This is a genomic window from Paenibacillus sp. FSL R7-0163, assembly GCF_037969975.1.
GTDB classification, from domain to species: domain Bacteria; phylum Bacillota; class Bacilli; order Paenibacillales; family Paenibacillaceae; genus Paenibacillus_AQ; species Paenibacillus_AQ odorifer.
Window position 1 is genome coordinate 4,415,661 of sequence record NZ_CP150224.1, and the last position, 16,625, is coordinate 4,432,285.

A 16,625-nucleotide genomic window follows, 5' to 3' on the forward strand; every position below is an offset into this window, starting at 1 on the left:
CCAAATTGGAATAAGTTAAGTTTGCTATCCTTTAACAGAACCCAGCATCACCCCTTTAGCGAAATGTTTTTGCAGAAATGGGTACACACATAAAATTGGTAGAGTACCTACTACAATGACCGCCATTTTAATCGACTGCTCCGGTGGCTGCACAAAGCTCGGATCCATAGAACTCATATCGCCAGCCGCAGATTGGGACAACATTACGATCTGTCGCAGCATCACCTGCAAAGGCCATTTTGTCGGATCCGTAATGTAGAGCAGTGCCGAGAAGAAATTGTTCCAATGTCCCACAGCATAGAACAACGTAAATGTAGCAAGAACCGGTTTGGATAAAGGAAGGACTATCTTCCACAACAAGCCCAGCTCAGAACAACCATCAATACGCGCCGCTTCTTCCATTTCTATAGGCAGCTCCTGAAAAAAGTTTTTGACAATAATCAGGTTAAAGGCGCTAATTGCTCCCGGTAAAATAAGAGAATTGAGCGTATCAAGCAGATGCAGTTCCCGAATGACGAGATAGGTTGGAATCATTCCTCCACCGAACAGCATCGTAAAAATAACAAGGTTGAGTACCAAATTACGGCCCATCAGATATCGTTTTGCCATCGGATAAGCCATTGTTACCGTGAAGAATAAATTAACGACAGTTCCGATTACCGTAACATAAATAGAAACCCCTATACTGCGCATAATCGTATCTGTTGAAAAGATAAATCGGTAGGCGTCAAATGAAATCGTGGTCGGGATCAGGAATACGGCACGTTTAGTAATTTCCGCATCTGTAGCGAAGGAGCCCGAAACCACAAAGAGGAAAGGGAGAATCGCTACGATTCCGATAATCCCTAAAAATATATAATTGAATACATCAAATGCAGTTCCACCCGTACTCTTGTATTGTTTGGCCACAGCAAGCTACTCCCTTCTCAATAAAGTCCGGATTCACCAAATTTTTTGGCGATCCAATTCGTCCCGAGCACAAGCGTCACACCGATTATTGATTTGAATAATCCAACAGCTGTACTGTAGCTAAAAGCTCCCTGGGTGATTCCCAGTGCGTATACATAGGTATCGAACACCTCCCCTACTTCACGATTAAGAGCATTCATCATTAAATAAATTTGTTCAAAACCGTTATCCAAAATCGTTCCCATCCGAAGAATAAGTAAAATAACGATTGTACTGCGAATAGCAGGCAATGTAATATGCCAAATCTGCCGCCACCTGTTCGCACCGTCTACTACCGCAGCCTCATATTGCTCCACATCTACACCGGCCAGCGCTGCCAGGAATATAATTGTCCCCCAACCGCACTCCTTCCAGATCGTCTGGAGAATAATCAATGGACGGAACCAGTCGGGATTAGCTAGAAAGTCTATTTTCCTGCCTGTAAACGTATACAAAAACTCATTTACAGTCCCGCCTTCCGTAGTTAGAAATACATAGCTCATACTGGCCACAATGACCATGGATATAAAGTGCGGAACATAAATCATCGTTTGTATCGTCTTTTTATAGAAGGAAAGCCGTATTTCGTTTAGAAGCAGTGCCAGAATAATCGGCGCCGGAAAAAAGAAAATCAAATTATAAAACGATAACAATAACGTATTGCGCAGCAGCATAAAGAAATCGGGATTCTGGAAAAAAACACGAAAATGCTCAAAACCTACCCATTCACTTTTCTGAAAACCAAGAAACGGCTGGTAATTCTTAAAAGCCAACAGCACGCCCCACATCGGAACATATTTGAAAACAAGAAAATAAAGGACTCCAGGGAGCAGCAGAATATATAACCATTTATCACGTTTAAAACGTTTCCATCTTCTTACCCGGATATTTCGATAGGTCTGCGGTTTTGGCTGTTGTTCTGCAGTTCCCGGAACTGTTACGTGCTTCATCCTGTTCACCTCCATTTGTCATGTACAGCTCGCGATTACTGTAGCCATGGATTACTGCAATCACCCTTACTGCGACTCCTATTATGCTGCTAGTGATTTTTTCCAGCAATCGGACTTTTTTGAACGCTCTATATAAGCTAAAAATCCCATTTTATCTAAAAAGTCCAAACCGCGCAAAAGTTTACTATTGCCCGCAAGACCCTAACAACCTATGATTCCAAGTGATGATTTCCAGCAAATGTTTGCCTTAAAGGGGGAGCTGAATTGAAGAACAAGTTATACTATGGTGCTGCTTGGTATCCCGAGCTATGGAGTGAAGAGGTGCTTGAGCAGGACATCCTCCTAATGAAAGAAACGGGGATTAATATCGTACGAATCGGAGAATTCATTTGGTCTGCCTTGGAGCCAGAAGAAGATAAGATTGATATCCGTCCCGTCGTGAAATATATCGAAAGGTTACATAGAAACGGAATTGACACAGTAATGTGTACGCCGACACCTACACCCCCCATTTGGCTTACCCATGGACATCCTGAGCGCTGTTATGTGGATGAGAGCGGAACGGTAATGGGACATGGAGCACGGCAGCATATCTGTACGAACAATCCTTATTTTCGTGAGCGGGCTGCCATCATTACGGAGCATATTGCCAAGGAGACCGGAGCACTTCCGGGGTTAACCGCCTGGCAGCTCGATAACGAATTTAAAGCGCATGTGGCGGAGTGCATGTGTGAGACCTGTAAAGGCTTATGGCATATCTGGTTGCAGCAGCGCTACAGCTCCATTGAAAAGTTGAATGAGGCATGGGGAACAGGCGTCTGGAGCCAAACTTATCAACGTTTTGATCAGGTGCCACAGCCAGGACCCGCACCTTTCCTCCACAATTCATCTCTGCGGACGATGTACCGCTTATTTTCAATGGAAAAAATCGCTGAATTCGCCGATGAGCAGGCTGATATTATCCGCCGCCACTCCTCAGCACCAATTACCCACAACAGCAGTGTCGCTTTTCATCTAGATAATGAGCGGCTATTTCAGAATCTCGACTTTGCCGCCTACGACACTTATGCCTCACAGGAAAATATGCATGCTTATCTGCTTAACTGTGATCTATGGCGAAATTTCAAGCCGGGAAAAGATTTCTGGATAATGGAGACAGGACCCTCGTTTGCCGCATCTCTAGTAAGTTTTGGTGTGCCACATCCGAACGGATATCTGAAGGCAGAAGCGGTTGCCGCCTATGCGCTGGGTGCAGGTGCATTTTGCTATTGGCTCTGGCGCCAGCATACTTCCGGAAGTGAACAAACACATAGCTCGATCCTTAGTGCCTGGGGAGAACCCGCTCTAGGGTACGATAATGTGCTGGAGGCCAATCAAGCACGGCAAGAAATTGAACAAATTATGCTCTCCACCCGGCCCCTTCGGGCAGATGTTGCGATTACATATTCGGACAGAACCAAAGCTTATCTCGCAACTGAACCTCATCGAAAGCTAAATTATCGTAGTCTGCTGGGCGATTTCTACAAAAGAATTCTACATATGGGTATTCACCGGGATCTGCTGCCCGAAGGCGGTGACTTAACCGGATACAAGCTGTTATTCACTCCATTCGTACATTATTTGTCCCCCGAGTATGTGGAAAGTGCGCTGGCCTTCACAGCAGCTGGCGGGATTTGGATTGTCGGTCCTCTTACCGGAGGACGAACGAAGGAGCATACCCTTCATAGGAATGCCGGACTTGGGGAATTGGAGCGATTAGCAGGAGTCAAAACTAAGTTTATCTATCCGCTGGAATTAACAGGCACGATTGGACACGCTTTTGGGGTATCTGCTCCCTTGTCCATGTGGAGTTCTGTTTTTGAACCCGTTTCAGAGTCCGCTTCCAGTCTCGGAATGATTACGGAGGGGGTGACACCGAGTTTGTCCTTCCTGACGGAGCAGCCTTACGGACAAGGTACTATTGTTATGCTGGGTTCAATGCCTGCCGGTGAAGAAGGTGACCTAATGTTATGTAAACTTATTGATCATTATGCAGAACGTACTGGTGTTACCGTACGCAGTGATGTCACTAAGGGAACCCTTGTCTGCCCTAGAAGCAATGACCAAGGTACCGAAGTGTGGACCATTGTAAATATGGATGGACACGGGGGAAGTCTCACACTCCCGCGGGACGGACATGATGTTCTCTCAGGCAAATCCGTGGCCTGCGGCCCCCTCTCCCTTGGTGCATATGAGTACAGAGTAATCCGGTTATAAATACTTATCCTTACAGCATAAAAAGCCGCTAACTCCTTGGTCACCCAAGCGGTTAGCGGCTTCATTTCCGTTATTTTTAACTTTTAATAACGCCTTTTTTAAGAATAACATTCCCATACAATGCTTCTTCACCAGTAACTATAACCGCATAACTTTGCTTAGAACGGTTATAGAAATCAAAACGTTCCTCATGTTTAATCGTCGCTTCAGCATCATGTTTGGCAATGATAGTCTCGTATGTGGACCAGATGACCGGTACAGTTGGATCTCCAGCCACCACTGCCATAAAAGCCACCTGTTGCTCTGCATAATGATCCAGAGGTAACAACTCTAAGATGGCATCCAGCAGGTCAGGAATACCGATGCCATCATATCTCAGTACCCTCGGATTCAACGAATGTCCGGGATAATTCGCATCAGCCAATACAAGCTCATCCCCATGACCCATTTCCATCAGAATGCGCACCAGCTCCGGAGAGAGCAGCTTAGGAATTCCTTTTAACATAAGGCACCTCTTTACTTCCCATAAAATGATCGCAACGCTACCAGCTCATCAATCCGATGCTGCGGCAATTCTCTCTCCCCGCCAATCATCCGGGTAATGAAGGTGAGCTTGGCGGTATACTCAAGCCGCTCCATGTTCAGATATGCTTCCATAACATCTTCTCCCCAAGTAAGGGCTCCGTGATTCTCGAGCAGGACCGCAGTTTTTTTGCCCAGGAAAGGCATCAGTGAATCTGGAATTTCTTCCGTCGATGGTGTTCCATATTCCGCCAATGGAATATCTCCGATCATGATCACCGACTCTGGCATCATCATCTTGTCGAGCGCCTCACCTTTTATGGCAAATGCAGTAGCATACGGGGGATGTGCATGGACCACACCCTTCATCTCTGGCAGCTCATTATAAATTCTTAGATGCATTTTCGCTTCCGTTGAGGGTCTGTAGCCTTCAGCTGCTTCAAGGACTTCACCTTGCAAATTCACTTTCACAAGCATATGAGGCTCTAAATATCCCTTACTCACCGCTCTGGGGGTAGTCAGAATTACATTCTCTGATAAGCGAGCAGAAATATTCCCATCATTAGCCGCGATAAAATCTTTATTAAACAGGTTTCTCCCGATATCACAAATCTGCAAACGTAATTTTTGTTCCAATGTATCCATAGGGTTTCTCTCCTCGCATCCTATTTTTCACAAACCTTCATCAAAGAAGGCTGATATGTCTTAAAGGCAAAAGATCTTTCCACTACCTGCTTGCCCTCGGAGATTTCCAATTCCCCTAGGGCAGCCAGTTGAATAATTATATTGCCAATTGCACTAGCTTCCACAGGCCCTGCTACAACTTTTCTCCCCGTAATATTAGCGGTAAGCTGACAGAGCAGTTCATTCTGAATCCCACCACCGACCATATGAATGATATTGATTTTTTTGCCGGTGATCTCTTCCATTTCGTTAATCGTATGGCGATAGGACTCTGCTAAGCTCTCAAGTATGACGCGAATAATCTCAGCTTTCGTGTAGGGGGCTTGCTGGCCTGTTCGTTCGCAATATTCTCTAATCCGTTGGGTCATCACACCGGGTGTACTAAACAGTTCATCATTCGGATCAATAATTGCTGGGGCATGATTTATGGTTTCAGCTAGCTCAACCATTTGGCCTTGGCTGACGTATTTTCCCGCTTCTGCCCAATTCCTTTGCAGCTCCTGCAAAATCCATAGTCCCGTTATATTTTTGAGCAAACGATTAGATTGGCCGTAACACTGCTCATTTGTGAATCCGTATTCATAGCTTTTCTCTGTAATGACAGCTTCAGGCGTCTCCATACCCACTATCGACCATGTTCCACAGCTTATAAATGCTGCATTATCCTTAAGAGAATACGGAATGGAAGCTACTGCTGAAGCCGTATCATGAGAAGCACCCGCAATTACCTCCATTGGACCAACGCTAAGCTCCTCTTGAATTACCGGAAGGATAGGACCAATGACCGTCCCCGATTGAACCTGTTGTGGCACTAGGCTAACCGGGATACTAAGCCTGCTAAATACTTCAGTAGAGACTTCACCAGATACAGCGTCCATTAAGCCACTTGTACTCCAAATCGTGCTTTCTGCTGCCGCGATACCAGAGAACAAATAGTGGAACAGGTCTGGCATCATTAAAATAGTATCTGCGACCTCTAGCAGAGAATCATTATCCTGAAAATCAGCAAACAGCTGATAAACCGTATTAATCAAGCTCGGTTGAATACCAGTAACGCTAAATTGCTCCCTTGGCGGAAGCAGTACCTCCAACCCTTGACGATGACTTCCCATTCTCTTATCCCTATAATGATGGGGGGAATAGAGCAACATCCCTCTTTTATCAATAAAACCGTAATCGACTCCCCACGTATCCACGCTTAGAGACCTCAATTTTCCACGCGCCCTATAAGCTCTCTGGATTCCTTTTTTCATTTCGTGAAAGAGCTTCAAAACATCCCAATACAAATGCCCGCCAATATACACCGGGGTATTAGCAAACCGATGAATTTCTTCCATGCGAAGGGTGTTACTGTCATACAATCCCAACATCACTCTTCCGGAGCTGGCGCCAAGATCCATAGCCAGAAGCTTAATCGTATCACCCATTTCACGCACACCTGCTTCACAAGAAGATTTTAATATAGCGGTCCGAAATTCTGACAGGCTCTGTAATCTGCTCCTTCCAGATTCTCCGTCCCAAATAACGACCACACCCGTGGTCTGAAAATACGTGATTCCTCAACGTTATGCATACTTACTGGAATACGCAAAATCGACGCCAGCGTAATTAGATCCGCCCCGATATGGTCATAACTTATCGCCCCATGATTCGCGCCCCAATTATTCATGACATCATATACCGATTGGAATGAACCACTGTTAGTTAGCTTAGGAGCGAACCAGGTCGTCGGCCAGGTCGGATCTGTTCTTTGATCCAAAATATGATGAACCTCTTCAGGCAGCTCTACAGTGTAACCTTCAACAAGCTGAAGAACAGGTCCAAGCCCCTTCACCAGGTTCAAGCGAGCCATAGTAACCGGCATTCCGCCTTTGGTTAAATAATCGGTAGAGAAGCCGCCTCCTCGGAAATATTCTTGAGAAGCTGGCCGGAATTGTGTATTGCTTAGACAAGCCTCAGCCTCTTCGTCTGAAATCTCCCAAAACGGTTTGATTGCAGGCTTACCCTCTATCCTCTGCTCACCTGTGCCATCAAGCGCTGCCGAACCAGAGTTGATCAGATGCAGTATTCCGTGAGCTGCTTCTCCCTCCAATTGATGACCCGTCACTCGCTTAACGGCATCGGGACTCCAGAAGGTTCGGACATCAGCAAAAATTTGTGCTGTATTTGTAAGCAAATAATTGAACAACATCGTTACCCCATTCAGGCTGTCATTCTCTGTCGCTACGAGATAAGGTGCCCGTTTGCCGTTCCAGTCAAAAGAAGAATTCAACATCGTCTCCATGAAATCGCCGTTAGGGAAATGGTCCGTCCATTGTCTCTGGCCTTGGAAACCGCCAACAATTGCATTGTGGCCGTTAGCTTCCTCCTCAAAACCAAGCTCAGCGAGAACCGGATTGCCGATCATCAGGTCGCGGGCGATCAATGTCATTTTCACACAAGTCTCCCACTGCTTCTCTTTCTCTTCTGCACTGATTTGCAGATGCTGCGGATTATTATCAGCGCCAACTTGGCAGTTTTCTTTAGTCCAGGCAAGCGCCCGCTTAAATTCCTCTTTATCATAAATCTCTTCTTCAAAGCGCCGGACATATTCAGACATATCTATATATTCATTGCGCATGCCCAGATACTCTTGGAAAAATTGTTCATTCACAATGGAACCCGCAATCCCCATCGAAACAGAACCCATAGATAAATATGATTTCCCCTTCATTTGAGCAACTGCTAAGCCTGCTCTAGCAAACTGTAGCAATTTAGACTGCACATCCGCTGGAATCTCTTCACTGCTAGACTCTTGAACATCTTCACCATAGATACCAAACGCAGGAATTCCCTTTTGAGCATACGCAGAGAGAACAGCAGCTAGATACACAGCACCCGGCCGTTCCGTTCCGTTAAATCCCCACACGGCATGCGGAATGGATGAATCCATATCCATTGTCTCTGAGCCATAACACCAGCAAGGCGTCACGGTGATCGACACCCCTACGTTAGCCCCGGAGAATTTCTGAGCCGCCGCAGCAGCTTCTTTAACACCACCGATCGTAGAATCGGCGATGATGCACTCTACAGGACTCCCATTTGGATACCTTAAATTCGCTTCAATAAACTTAGCCACCCGCTGAGCCATGCCCATCGTTTGCTCTTCCAGCGATTCACGAACGCCTCTTCTTCTGCCATCAATGGTTGGGCGGATACCAATTTTCGGATAGTTTTCTATCAATGCCGTTCCTCCTCAAGATCATCTTAGAGTCATCGTTAATAGATCTATTTCTCCTTCATCATAAAATCTGCAAGCGCTTTAGTCAACACAAAACAACATATTACCTAAACAAAAGTGTGGTTTTATGTGATATAATTATTATATATTGTGGTTTTATGTGAATATGTAATTATTTTTAGATTTAAACAACAATGTAGTACACTAGAAAGCAGACGATTTATATATAAAGGTGAGTGAACGAATGAAAGCATTTGAACGACGGGATCTAATTATTAAAGAGCTTTACAGACAGAAGAAGGTCCATGTCGCAGAGCTAGCGCAAAAATTCAACGTCTCGGAAGAGACCATTCGACGGGATCTAGATAAACTGGACAAAGAAGGTCTTGCCAAAAAAAATTATGGTGGAGCCATTCTCAACGCCCATACCAATGAAGATCCTTCCTATACCAGCAGGCATCAGGTCAATATTGAAGCGAAGCGAATCATAGCCGATAATGTACTGCAATTAATCAATGATGGAGACAGCTTGGTGACGGATACGAGCTCAACGGTGTTTGAAGCCTTGCGTAGAATTATTGAGGAGAAAAACAATCTGACAATTATTACGAACTCTCTGGTGGTATTATCTGAATTTCAACACTCCGGTCAAAAGCTGATTTCCACAGGTGGAATTTTAGGCCCCGAGACCAGCTCCTTTGTTGGAAATACCGCTTCACAGACAATTCGAAAATATAATGTGGATGTAGCCATATTCAGCTGTAAAGCATTGTCCATGACAGGCGGTCTAAGTGATTCAAATGAAGAAGAAAGCGAACTGAAGGTGCTTATGCAGCAGCAGGCGAATAAAGTGGTTCTGCTCGTAGATCACTCCAAATTTGACCGGACCGCGTTCATTAAGTTGTTCAGCTTTGATAGAGTGGATTATATCGTTACAGATCAGAAGCCTTCTGAGGAATGGATCGATTTCTTAAATAATTACCATGTATCTCTTATCTATGCGCCCGCTGAGTGATCAGTAGGTGCATAGATAAAGAGAGATAATGACTTTATAACTTAATTGTTTAAAAGACCACTTTCCAAAACGACCTTCAGCCATTCCCCAGCAATCAGATCATGCCCGGCAGTCGTCGGGTGAACGCCGTCCCACAGCCAATAGGCTGCCTCTGCTCTCTCTGCAGCTGCGTTGAAAGCATCCTGTAGAGGTACATAAACCGTATCAAATTGCTCAGACAGCTGCTTAACCACTCCCTGATAATGTGTAATCTTCGCTTCCCATTCTGTCCACTGTTCAGCTGGAGCTCCGGTATTTAAAATAAAAGGCTCACATAAAACCAGCTTCGTATGTGGCAGAACTTCACGTGTTTCTTCAAGTACGTGACGGTAAGCGCGTTCAAAACGGTCCGTAACTCCACTTGGTTCCCCTTTCATCATTCTCCAAATATCGTTTACCCCAATCAATATACTAATGATGTCAGGCTGCAAGCTAATTGCATCTTCATTCCAGCGTGCATATAAATCGGAGATTCGATCTCCACTCACTCCGCGGTTATAGAATACCAGATTTTCTTCTGCCCGCTCATTCCCTAGCTTGCCTCCGATGATATACGCATAGCTATGTCCAAGAATATGATTCGGGTCTTCATCACGACCTCGATTCCCATCCGTAATGGAGTCACCCTGAAATAAGATCACTTTTGATTTTTTAGTAGCTGGATTAGTCATTGAATCTTTCATCTCCTTGATTACTAGTATATTAATCATTCAACTTGAATGTCTCCTATAATACAAGTAAAGTTATCATATAGAATACAAGGAGGAAAGAGAAAAATGAAATATAGAAGACTAGGCAATTCAGGGCTCAAAATCAGTGAGATCGGACTAGGCAGTTGGCTTACATATGGAACCGCAGCAGAGCAAAAGGCAGCCGATGCTTGTATAAGCAAAGCTTTTGAATGCGGTATCAATTTCTTTGATACGGCTAATGCATATAACCGTGGCGAAGGCGAAAAAGCGATGGGTGCTGCTCTACGTTCCTATGAAAGATCATCTTATGTGCTAAGCACAAAGGTCTTTTTCCCCATGGGAGACGATGTTAATAACCGTGGCTTGTCCCGCAAGCATATTATGGAGCAATGTGAGGCCAGCCTCCGCCGCTTAGGCACTGATTATATTGATGTATATTATTGTCATCGCTTCGATACAGAGACCCCTGTAGAGGAGACTCTACGCGCACTGGATGATCTCACAGTTCAAGGCAAGATTCTCTACTCCGCTGTTAGCGAATGGAGCGCAGCCCAAATCTCTAATGCTGCTGGTATCAGCCGCAGACTGAATCTGCGTCCACTGATCTCCAATCAACCCATCTATAATATGTTCGAACGTTATATTGAAGACGAGGTCCTTGAAGTATCCCAGCGTGAGGGGCTGGGCCAAGTGGTCTTCTCTCCACTGGCGCAAGGAATTCTGACTGGCAAATATAAACCGGGGCAACAACCTCCAGCAGGAACCCGTGCTGCGGATAATTCAGTTAATGGTGTAATCTCCAGCTACCTCCGTGATGATGTGTTGTCTGTGGTTGGACAGCTGGATGAACTCGCTCACAGTTTAGACCTGAAGCTTTCGCAATTGGCATTGGCTTGGATCCTGCGCCAGCCTGGTGTAAGTTCAGCATTAATTGGTGCCAGTAAGCCAGAACAAGTTGCAGAAAACGCCAAAGCTGTAGATGCGGTACTCTCCGCTGATACTTTACAGCAGATCGAGGAGATTCTTAAGCCAGTAGCTGATTTTGCTCCTGCAAGATAACCTATTGCACACTTGCCATATAGTACACAAAAGAGGATGTGCCAAAAGCCATCACCATGGCTTAGGCACATCCTCTTTTTCTTTAAGAAATCAATTTAGACTCTTCGGCTTGTTCAGAAGCCTTATGGATAAAAGGCTCCAGTGGTTTCTTGAGGAGTAATGCCAGCAAGAGTGCCAGCACACCGAAGATAATCAGATAGATCACATCACGAATCGCCACTTCTGGCAGAATTCCCCCAACCGCCTCCCGCATCAGACTAATTGCATAGGTAAACGGCATATACGGATTTAATATTTGAAAAAAACGCCCTGTCGTACTAATCGGAAATGTACCGCCGGAGCTAGAGAATTGAAGCACCATGAACACGATCGCTATTCCTTTTCCCAGGTTGCCAAATACAGCGACAAGCGTAAATACAATGGTTACGAACACGATGCTGATTAAGACTCCAAAAAGTACAAACCACACCTTATTCACCACATAACAGTGCAGAATAAAAATGTTGCCAAGGACAGCCACCAGCCCCTGAAGAATTCCCACCGTAAGGAAGGTCAGCAGGCGGCCAAAATACAATTGATATCTTTTGTACGTTAGCCCACCCGTATCCACACCTGTGCGGAGAAGGGAGACAAGCAGTGTGCCTCCGACCCATAAGGAAAGTACCACATAAAAAGGAGTCATTGCCGAGCCATAATTCGGAATGGGATATAACTTATTCTCTTTTAACACTACCGGATTGGCCAAAAAATCACTTTTGCTCTTAATATCTCCTCCGAGCAGTTGTGCAATCTCCCCCAGATCAATCTCCTCTTTAATTTGGCGGATCGTGGAAGCGGCTTTTCGAATCGAGTCTTCCAGTACTGGAAGATCATTTCTCACCAAATCTGCGGCAAGCGCCACTCCTTTATCCGCACGGGGGAGTCCTGTACGAATCAACTCCGAGACCTGATGAACCCGCTCTTCTACAGTAGGCAGATCCTGACGCACGAAGTTCGCAGCTTGCTGTATCTTTTCCCCTGCAGTAGGCAAGCTACTCTCCAATAGCGGAAGTGTATCTCGGATGAAGGCAGCAAAGCCCTGGGTCTGATCGGCAACCCCACTGGCTGCTGTGTGGACCGCTTCGCGTATAGCTGGCAAATCCTGCTGCAGACTAGCTAAGCTTGTCTGCCCAAACTCAATCGCCGACACTGTCTCTTCCAGCAGGGTACCCAGCGCGGGTAAGCGATCTGACACCTGCTGCAATGCGGTGGCTGTGACATCTGCCGCCGAAGTTATTTGCTCCAGTGTATTTTTTATGGCAGGGATTGTCGAGGAATCATACCCTGAGATAAGCTTCGCAATCGCCAGCTTCCCAAGACCTGACTTTAGGAACAATTCGTTAATTGCACTGGAATCAGCGTCTTCCTTATTCTGAAGGTCAGCCGTCATAGCATTTACCAAAGACTTCTGACTGTTCAAAACACTGTCCACACCTTTCAATGCCGCAATCTCAGCAATAGACACTGTTTCAGGCGAAAATGTGTTCAATGCATTTAACATAGAAAGTGTGTGTTCAATCACGCTGCTTCCTGCAGCCAACTGTGCTGAGAGTACCTCCAGCTGCTCACGTACAGCTTGCGGCTCGTTATCCTCTCCCTTTAACTGTTCAGCAAGCTTGACCACTGAGTTCTCCGTTTGCTGTAGGAGATTAAGATTCTGTTTGATAGCTGCTGGAACAGCTTCAAATGCAGCACTGCTCTTCTCCAAAAATTGTTGAAGTTCCAGAACAAAATCATTTCCGGCAGTGGCAATCTTTTCTGCCTCAGGCAGTGCTGTTAAGGCAGCATTAACGATTTTATGCGCTTCCGTAAGACCTTGCGAGGCCTGAGCCATGATCTGTTCAACTTCACCATAATGGTTATCAAGTTGAACGATTAGCTGTGCCGCTTCTTCAATCTTGGGCAGCTTGTCCTGTAGCCCCCCTAAATGATCTAAGGTACTCGCGATTTGCGGCCAATGCTCAGCAATTTTCTCTAAAGCCTCACCCGCTTTTTCCACCTCTGGCAGCTTATTCTCCAATGTGGAAATACGCTCTGCTGAAGCATGAATCTGCGGCCAATTTTCCTGAATTTTCAATACACGTTTACCTGCGGTTTCAATTTCTGGCAGGCTCGCCTCTAATTTAAACAATCCTTTTTCTACCTTGCGTATAATGGGCAATTCAGATTGAAATTCCTTATCGATTTGACTTAAAACAGTAAATACCGTCTCACTAATCGTTTCCGTGAAATTCTCACTGATCTGTGTGGTGATTGAAGTGGCGCCCTTATCCGTGATTTTAGGAGCAATCGCATTTATTTTCTCATTGACGGTATATTCGATCTCTGGTTTCACAATCGTTCCTTCAAGAATTCCAGTCATTCGTTTGGAGAAATTAGCAGGGATAACAATACTGGCATAGTAGTCTCCGCGTTTGACACCATTATGTGCAGTCTCTGCATCTACAAAGGTCCAGCCCAGGTTTTTATTGCTCCGAAGACTTTCCATGACCTCATTGCCGATATTAAAATCCTTCTCCTGCACCTTAGTACCTTCATCTAAGCTGGTAACAGCAATTTTAATGCCAGAAGTATTGCTATAAGGATCCCATACTGACGCAACGTTCACCCAATCATACACGGAGGGCAATACCACCAAAGCGGCAACCAGCAATACGGCCACAGGAACTCTGAATAAGTTACGCCAATCGTTCCTATAAATCCGTAGTATTCCGCCCATTCGCTGCTCCCCCTAATCTGCATGTTTTGATATTTTAATATGCCCGAGGAGATAAGCTTTTACTATTCATTTTAGGGAACTCGTGACTTCTCATTGCTTTTTAAAAAAACTTTTAAAAAAATGCAACAAAAACTGCTCATTTCACGTAAAGAGTAATATATAACCCGTTTAAGAAAAAACGGAGCGGGTAATAAGTTTTATACAACGTCTTACATATCTCAAGGGGGAGATTAATAATGTTTAAGAAAAAGTCAGCGTATGTGTTACCGGTTGTTGTTCTGTTGTTTCTTTCCCTCATTACTTCTGCAAGTACCGTTGGAACACGGGTAGATGCGCAAGATAGTGACAAGACCCAGCATCAAACAGTTTACTTTCATACTATTGAATCCGACCATGGCAAGCTCTCCGGTACGACCGATGAAATAAACTGGTATCAGGGTGCTGATGCCGATCGAATCTTTGCTGAAAGAGATCCAGAAGCTGCAGCAGAAATCGGCGGAGCTCCAGACAGTTATTATATTGTAAATGATGTTGATACTCTAACAACTTATCCGATAGCGGATAACGCCACAGTGACGTTGCAAGTTTTTGATCACACTGGCAACATGGAAGACTTGGATATCAACTGGAATGAGTCCATCACCTTACAGCAATTTATGGATCAATTTAATAATACGGATGTCATCGACTTGAGCCAGTTCCCGTATCACATCACTATTCAGGACGGCGTAATTACTTCGATCGTTCAACAATATATACCTTAAGGTGCAACATAAGAAAGAGGGTTACTCAGCAGCCATCTACATGGCTTATGAACTGCACCCCGTCAAGTAGACAGCACAAAAAATAAAAGTAGTTTAAGCGGCCTTAGTCCTAAATTCAATGGGACTGAGGCCGTTTAGTTTTGCCTGTAACCGTTCGTTATTATAAAAGTGAATGTAGGTATCAATATCTGTTTGGAGTTCTTCAAAGGTCTGGTAGGTATGTAAGTAGTACTTCTCACATTTCAATGTTCCCCAGAAGGATTCCATCGGCGAATTGTCAATGCAGCAGCCTACTCGGGACATGCTTTGCTTCAGTTCTGCATCGTCCAGCATCTTCTTAAAATGCAGAGAGGTATACTGGAAACCACGGTCGCTATGGAGTAAGGTTCGGCTCTCCGGTGCTGCCTGCAAAGCTAATTCCAGTGTGTTAAAAACTAGCGAATTATTATTGGAATGACCCAGAACGTAAGCAACAATGGACTTGTCATACAGATCTTTTATTGCACTTAAATACGCCTTCTTGCCGTTGCCGTATTTGAATTCCGTTACATCCGTTACCCATTTTTGGTTTGGAGCTTCAGCCTCAAAATTACGGTTCAGCACATTCTCTGCAACCTGCTGAGGCGTGGAGCCTACATACTTCTTTCTCTTTCTGCGGATGACTGACTGGATACCTTGGCATCTCATCAGCCGGTACACTCGCTTTGCGTTAATAGATTTATCCATTTGTCTGCGCAAATGCAGGGTCAATTGGCGATACCCAAAGGTTCGTTCCACCTTCTCATACAAGAGGAGCATGGCCTCTGTCAGTTTCTCGTTGTCAGCCTCTCGAAAACTGGGTTTGCGATTCAACCATTTGTAATAACTTGACCGTGAAATCCCTGCGATGTCACACAAAAGCCGAATGGAGCAAGACTGTTCCTGCTGAACAGCCTGAATGGCCAGGTAGATATTCACCTGGCGAATGGTTCTTAACGCCTCCTCTTTTCGAGTTCCTCTAACTTTTTTAGAAAAGCATTCTCCGCACGCAGGCGTGCATTCTCGTATTCCAGCTTTTGCATCGCGAGTTTGTGGCGATCTGCTTCCGTAAGTTCTTCAGGCGCTTTGGTGCGTCCTCTACCGTCTCGTAATGCCTCTTCACCACCTGCTTCGTACTTCTTTACCCAGCTATATACTTGTTGGTAAGACACGTGAAAATGGCTTGCCGCCTTCGCATAGTCTTCTCCGTTCGAAAGGCAGTACAGCACGATATTTATCCGTTCCTGCCAAGTGGTTACGCGTCCTTTGGTCATAGCTTTAGTTCCTCCTGAATGAGCTGTTAAGCTGTTGCTATGACCATTATACTTCCTAATCCAGTTGGCGAGTTGGGTTGCACTTGCAATCTTATACTTGCAGATGATTTGGTTTTGCGACAATCCTCCCTCGAGATAATCCTTAACGGCATAGAGTTTAAGTTCTGCAGAATACGTACGATTGTAGCTTCGGACTTCCAGCCCTTCGTATCCATACAATTGATAACGTTGCCGCCACTTCACTATAGAGTTTTTGGATATTCCATACTTCCGGGCCGCAGCTTTCAAACCAATGTCGCCCCGTTCAATTTCTTGGAGAATCGTTAACTTTTCCAGTGCTGTATACTTTTTTTGTTCCATAAAAATGCTCCCCATACAGCGACAGGTTTTTATTATTTCACCTGTCTACTATATGGGGAGCATATC

General features: G+C 45.0%; 13 protein-coding genes. 4 read left to right on the forward strand and 9 right to left on the reverse strand.

Features of this window, described 5'->3' with window-relative positions; translation table 11 throughout:
* Positions 1-24 precede the first annotated feature (24 nt).
* A complete protein-coding gene (locus NST45_RS19540; protein WP_036675671.1) occupies positions 25-909 on the reverse strand; it encodes a carbohydrate ABC transporter permease in 885 nt (294 codons plus the stop codon).
* Between the two features lie 17 nt (positions 910-926).
* On the reverse strand, positions 927-1,898 hold the full coding sequence (locus tag NST45_RS19545; RefSeq protein WP_036675672.1) for a sugar ABC transporter permease: 972 nt from the start codon (positions 1,896-1,898) through the stop codon (positions 927-929).
* 264 nt (positions 1,899-2,162) lie between these two features.
* Between NST45_RS19545 and NST45_RS19550 the strand changes: the two genes are divergently transcribed.
* Complete coding sequence (locus NST45_RS19550) at positions 2,163-4,154, forward strand: beta-galactosidase (protein ID WP_076100620.1); 1,992 nt, start codon at positions 2,163-2,165, stop codon at positions 4,152-4,154.
* Between the two features lie 76 nt (positions 4,155-4,230).
* Here NST45_RS19550 and fucU read toward each other — a convergent pair whose 3' ends face one another.
* The 4 genes from fucU to NST45_RS19570 are packed head-to-tail and all read right to left on the reverse strand — an operon-like array spanning position 4,231 to position 8,583.
* A complete protein-coding gene (gene fucU, locus NST45_RS19555; protein WP_036675675.1) occupies positions 4,231-4,659 on the reverse strand; it encodes an L-fucose mutarotase in 429 nt (142 codons plus the stop codon).
* Positions 4,660-4,670: 11 nt separating this feature from the next.
* Positions 4,671-5,321, reverse strand: coding sequence for a class II aldolase/adducin family protein (locus tag NST45_RS19560; RefSeq protein ID WP_038569477.1), 651 nt, complete (start codon positions 5,319-5,321; stop codon positions 4,671-4,673).
* Positions 5,322-5,341: 20 nt separating this feature from the next.
* Positions 5,342-6,787 carry a rhamnulokinase family protein gene (locus NST45_RS19565; RefSeq protein WP_076100621.1) on the reverse strand — a complete coding sequence of 482 codons (1,446 nt, stop codon included), beginning with the start codon at positions 6,785-6,787 and terminating at the stop codon, positions 5,342-5,344.
* 29 nt (positions 6,788-6,816) lie between these two features.
* Positions 6,817-8,583 carry an L-fucose isomerase gene (locus tag NST45_RS19570; RefSeq protein WP_036675680.1) on the reverse strand — a complete coding sequence of 589 codons (1,767 nt, stop codon included), beginning with the start codon at positions 8,581-8,583 and terminating at the stop codon, positions 6,817-6,819.
* A 241-nt stretch (positions 8,584-8,824) separates the two neighbouring features.
* Between NST45_RS19570 and NST45_RS19575 the strand changes: the two genes are divergently transcribed.
* Positions 8,825-9,595 carry a DeoR/GlpR family DNA-binding transcription regulator gene (locus NST45_RS19575; RefSeq protein ID WP_036675683.1) on the forward strand — a complete coding sequence of 257 codons (771 nt, stop codon included), beginning with the start codon at positions 8,825-8,827 and terminating at the stop codon, positions 9,593-9,595.
* Between the two features lie 41 nt (positions 9,596-9,636).
* Here the strand turns inward: NST45_RS19575 and NST45_RS19580 are convergent, their stop codons facing one another.
* A complete protein-coding gene (locus NST45_RS19580; RefSeq protein ID WP_051490864.1) occupies positions 9,637-10,344 on the reverse strand; it encodes an SGNH/GDSL hydrolase family protein in 708 nt (235 codons plus the stop codon).
* A gap of 66 nt (positions 10,345-10,410) precedes the next feature.
* On the opposite strand from NST45_RS19580, the gene NST45_RS19585 reads away from it, so the two are divergent.
* Complete coding sequence (locus NST45_RS19585) at positions 10,411-11,385, forward strand: aldo/keto reductase family protein (protein ID WP_076100623.1); 975 nt, start codon at positions 10,411-10,413, stop codon at positions 11,383-11,385.
* Positions 11,386-11,467: 82 nt separating this feature from the next.
* Here the strand turns inward: NST45_RS19585 and NST45_RS19590 are convergent, their stop codons facing one another.
* On the reverse strand, positions 11,468-14,143 hold the full coding sequence (locus tag NST45_RS19590; protein WP_076100625.1) for a YhgE/Pip domain-containing protein: 2,676 nt from the start codon (positions 14,141-14,143) through the stop codon (positions 11,468-11,470).
* A gap of 236 nt (positions 14,144-14,379) precedes the next feature.
* Between NST45_RS19590 and NST45_RS19595 the strand changes: the two genes are divergently transcribed.
* Entirely contained in the window at positions 14,380-14,907 is a 528-nt protein-coding gene (locus NST45_RS19595; protein WP_076100626.1) for a hypothetical protein, read from the forward strand.
* Positions 14,908-15,000: 93 nt separating this feature from the next.
* Here the strand turns inward: NST45_RS19595 and NST45_RS19600 are convergent.
* Positions 15,001-16,559, reverse strand: a protein-coding gene (locus NST45_RS19600) for an IS3 family transposase (RefSeq protein WP_094903917.1) whose coding sequence is annotated in 2 segments (ribosomal slippage) — positions 15,001-15,926 and positions 15,926-16,559 — 1,560 coding nt in all. Because the reading frame shifts where the segments join, the coding sequence is not laid out codon by codon here.
* Positions 16,560-16,625: the final 66 nt, after the last annotated feature.

Bases quoted from the DNA above. Each gene is read 5' to 3' on its own strand.
- NST45_RS19545 (WP_036675672.1), bottom strand. From the start codon at position 1,898: ATGAAGCACGTAACAGTTCCGGGAACTGCAGAACAACAGCCAAAACCG.
- fucU (WP_036675675.1), bottom strand. From the start codon at position 4,659: ATGTTAAAAGGAATTCCTAAGCTGCTCTCTCCGGAGCTGGTGCGCATT.
- NST45_RS19560 (WP_038569477.1), bottom strand. From the start codon at position 5,321: ATGGATACATTGGAACAAAAATTACGTTTGCAGATTTGTGATATCGGG.
- NST45_RS19565 (WP_076100621.1), bottom strand. From the start codon at position 6,787: ATGGGTGATACGATTAAGCTTCTGGCTATGGATCTTGGCGCCAGCTCC.
- NST45_RS19575 (WP_036675683.1), top strand. From the start codon at position 8,825: ATGAAAGCATTTGAACGACGGGATCTAATTATTAAAGAGCTTTACAGA.
- NST45_RS19580 (WP_051490864.1), bottom strand. From the start codon at position 10,344: ATGATTAATATACTAGTAATCAAGGAGATGAAAGATTCAATGACTAAT.
- NST45_RS19585 (WP_076100623.1), top strand. From the start codon at position 10,411: ATGAAATATAGAAGACTAGGCAATTCAGGGCTCAAAATCAGTGAGATC.
- NST45_RS19590 (WP_076100625.1), bottom strand. From the start codon at position 14,143: ATGGGCGGAATACTACGGATTTATAGGAACGATTGGCGTAACTTATTC.
- NST45_RS19595 (WP_076100626.1), top strand. From the start codon at position 14,380: ATGTTTAAGAAAAAGTCAGCGTATGTGTTACCGGTTGTTGTTCTGTTG.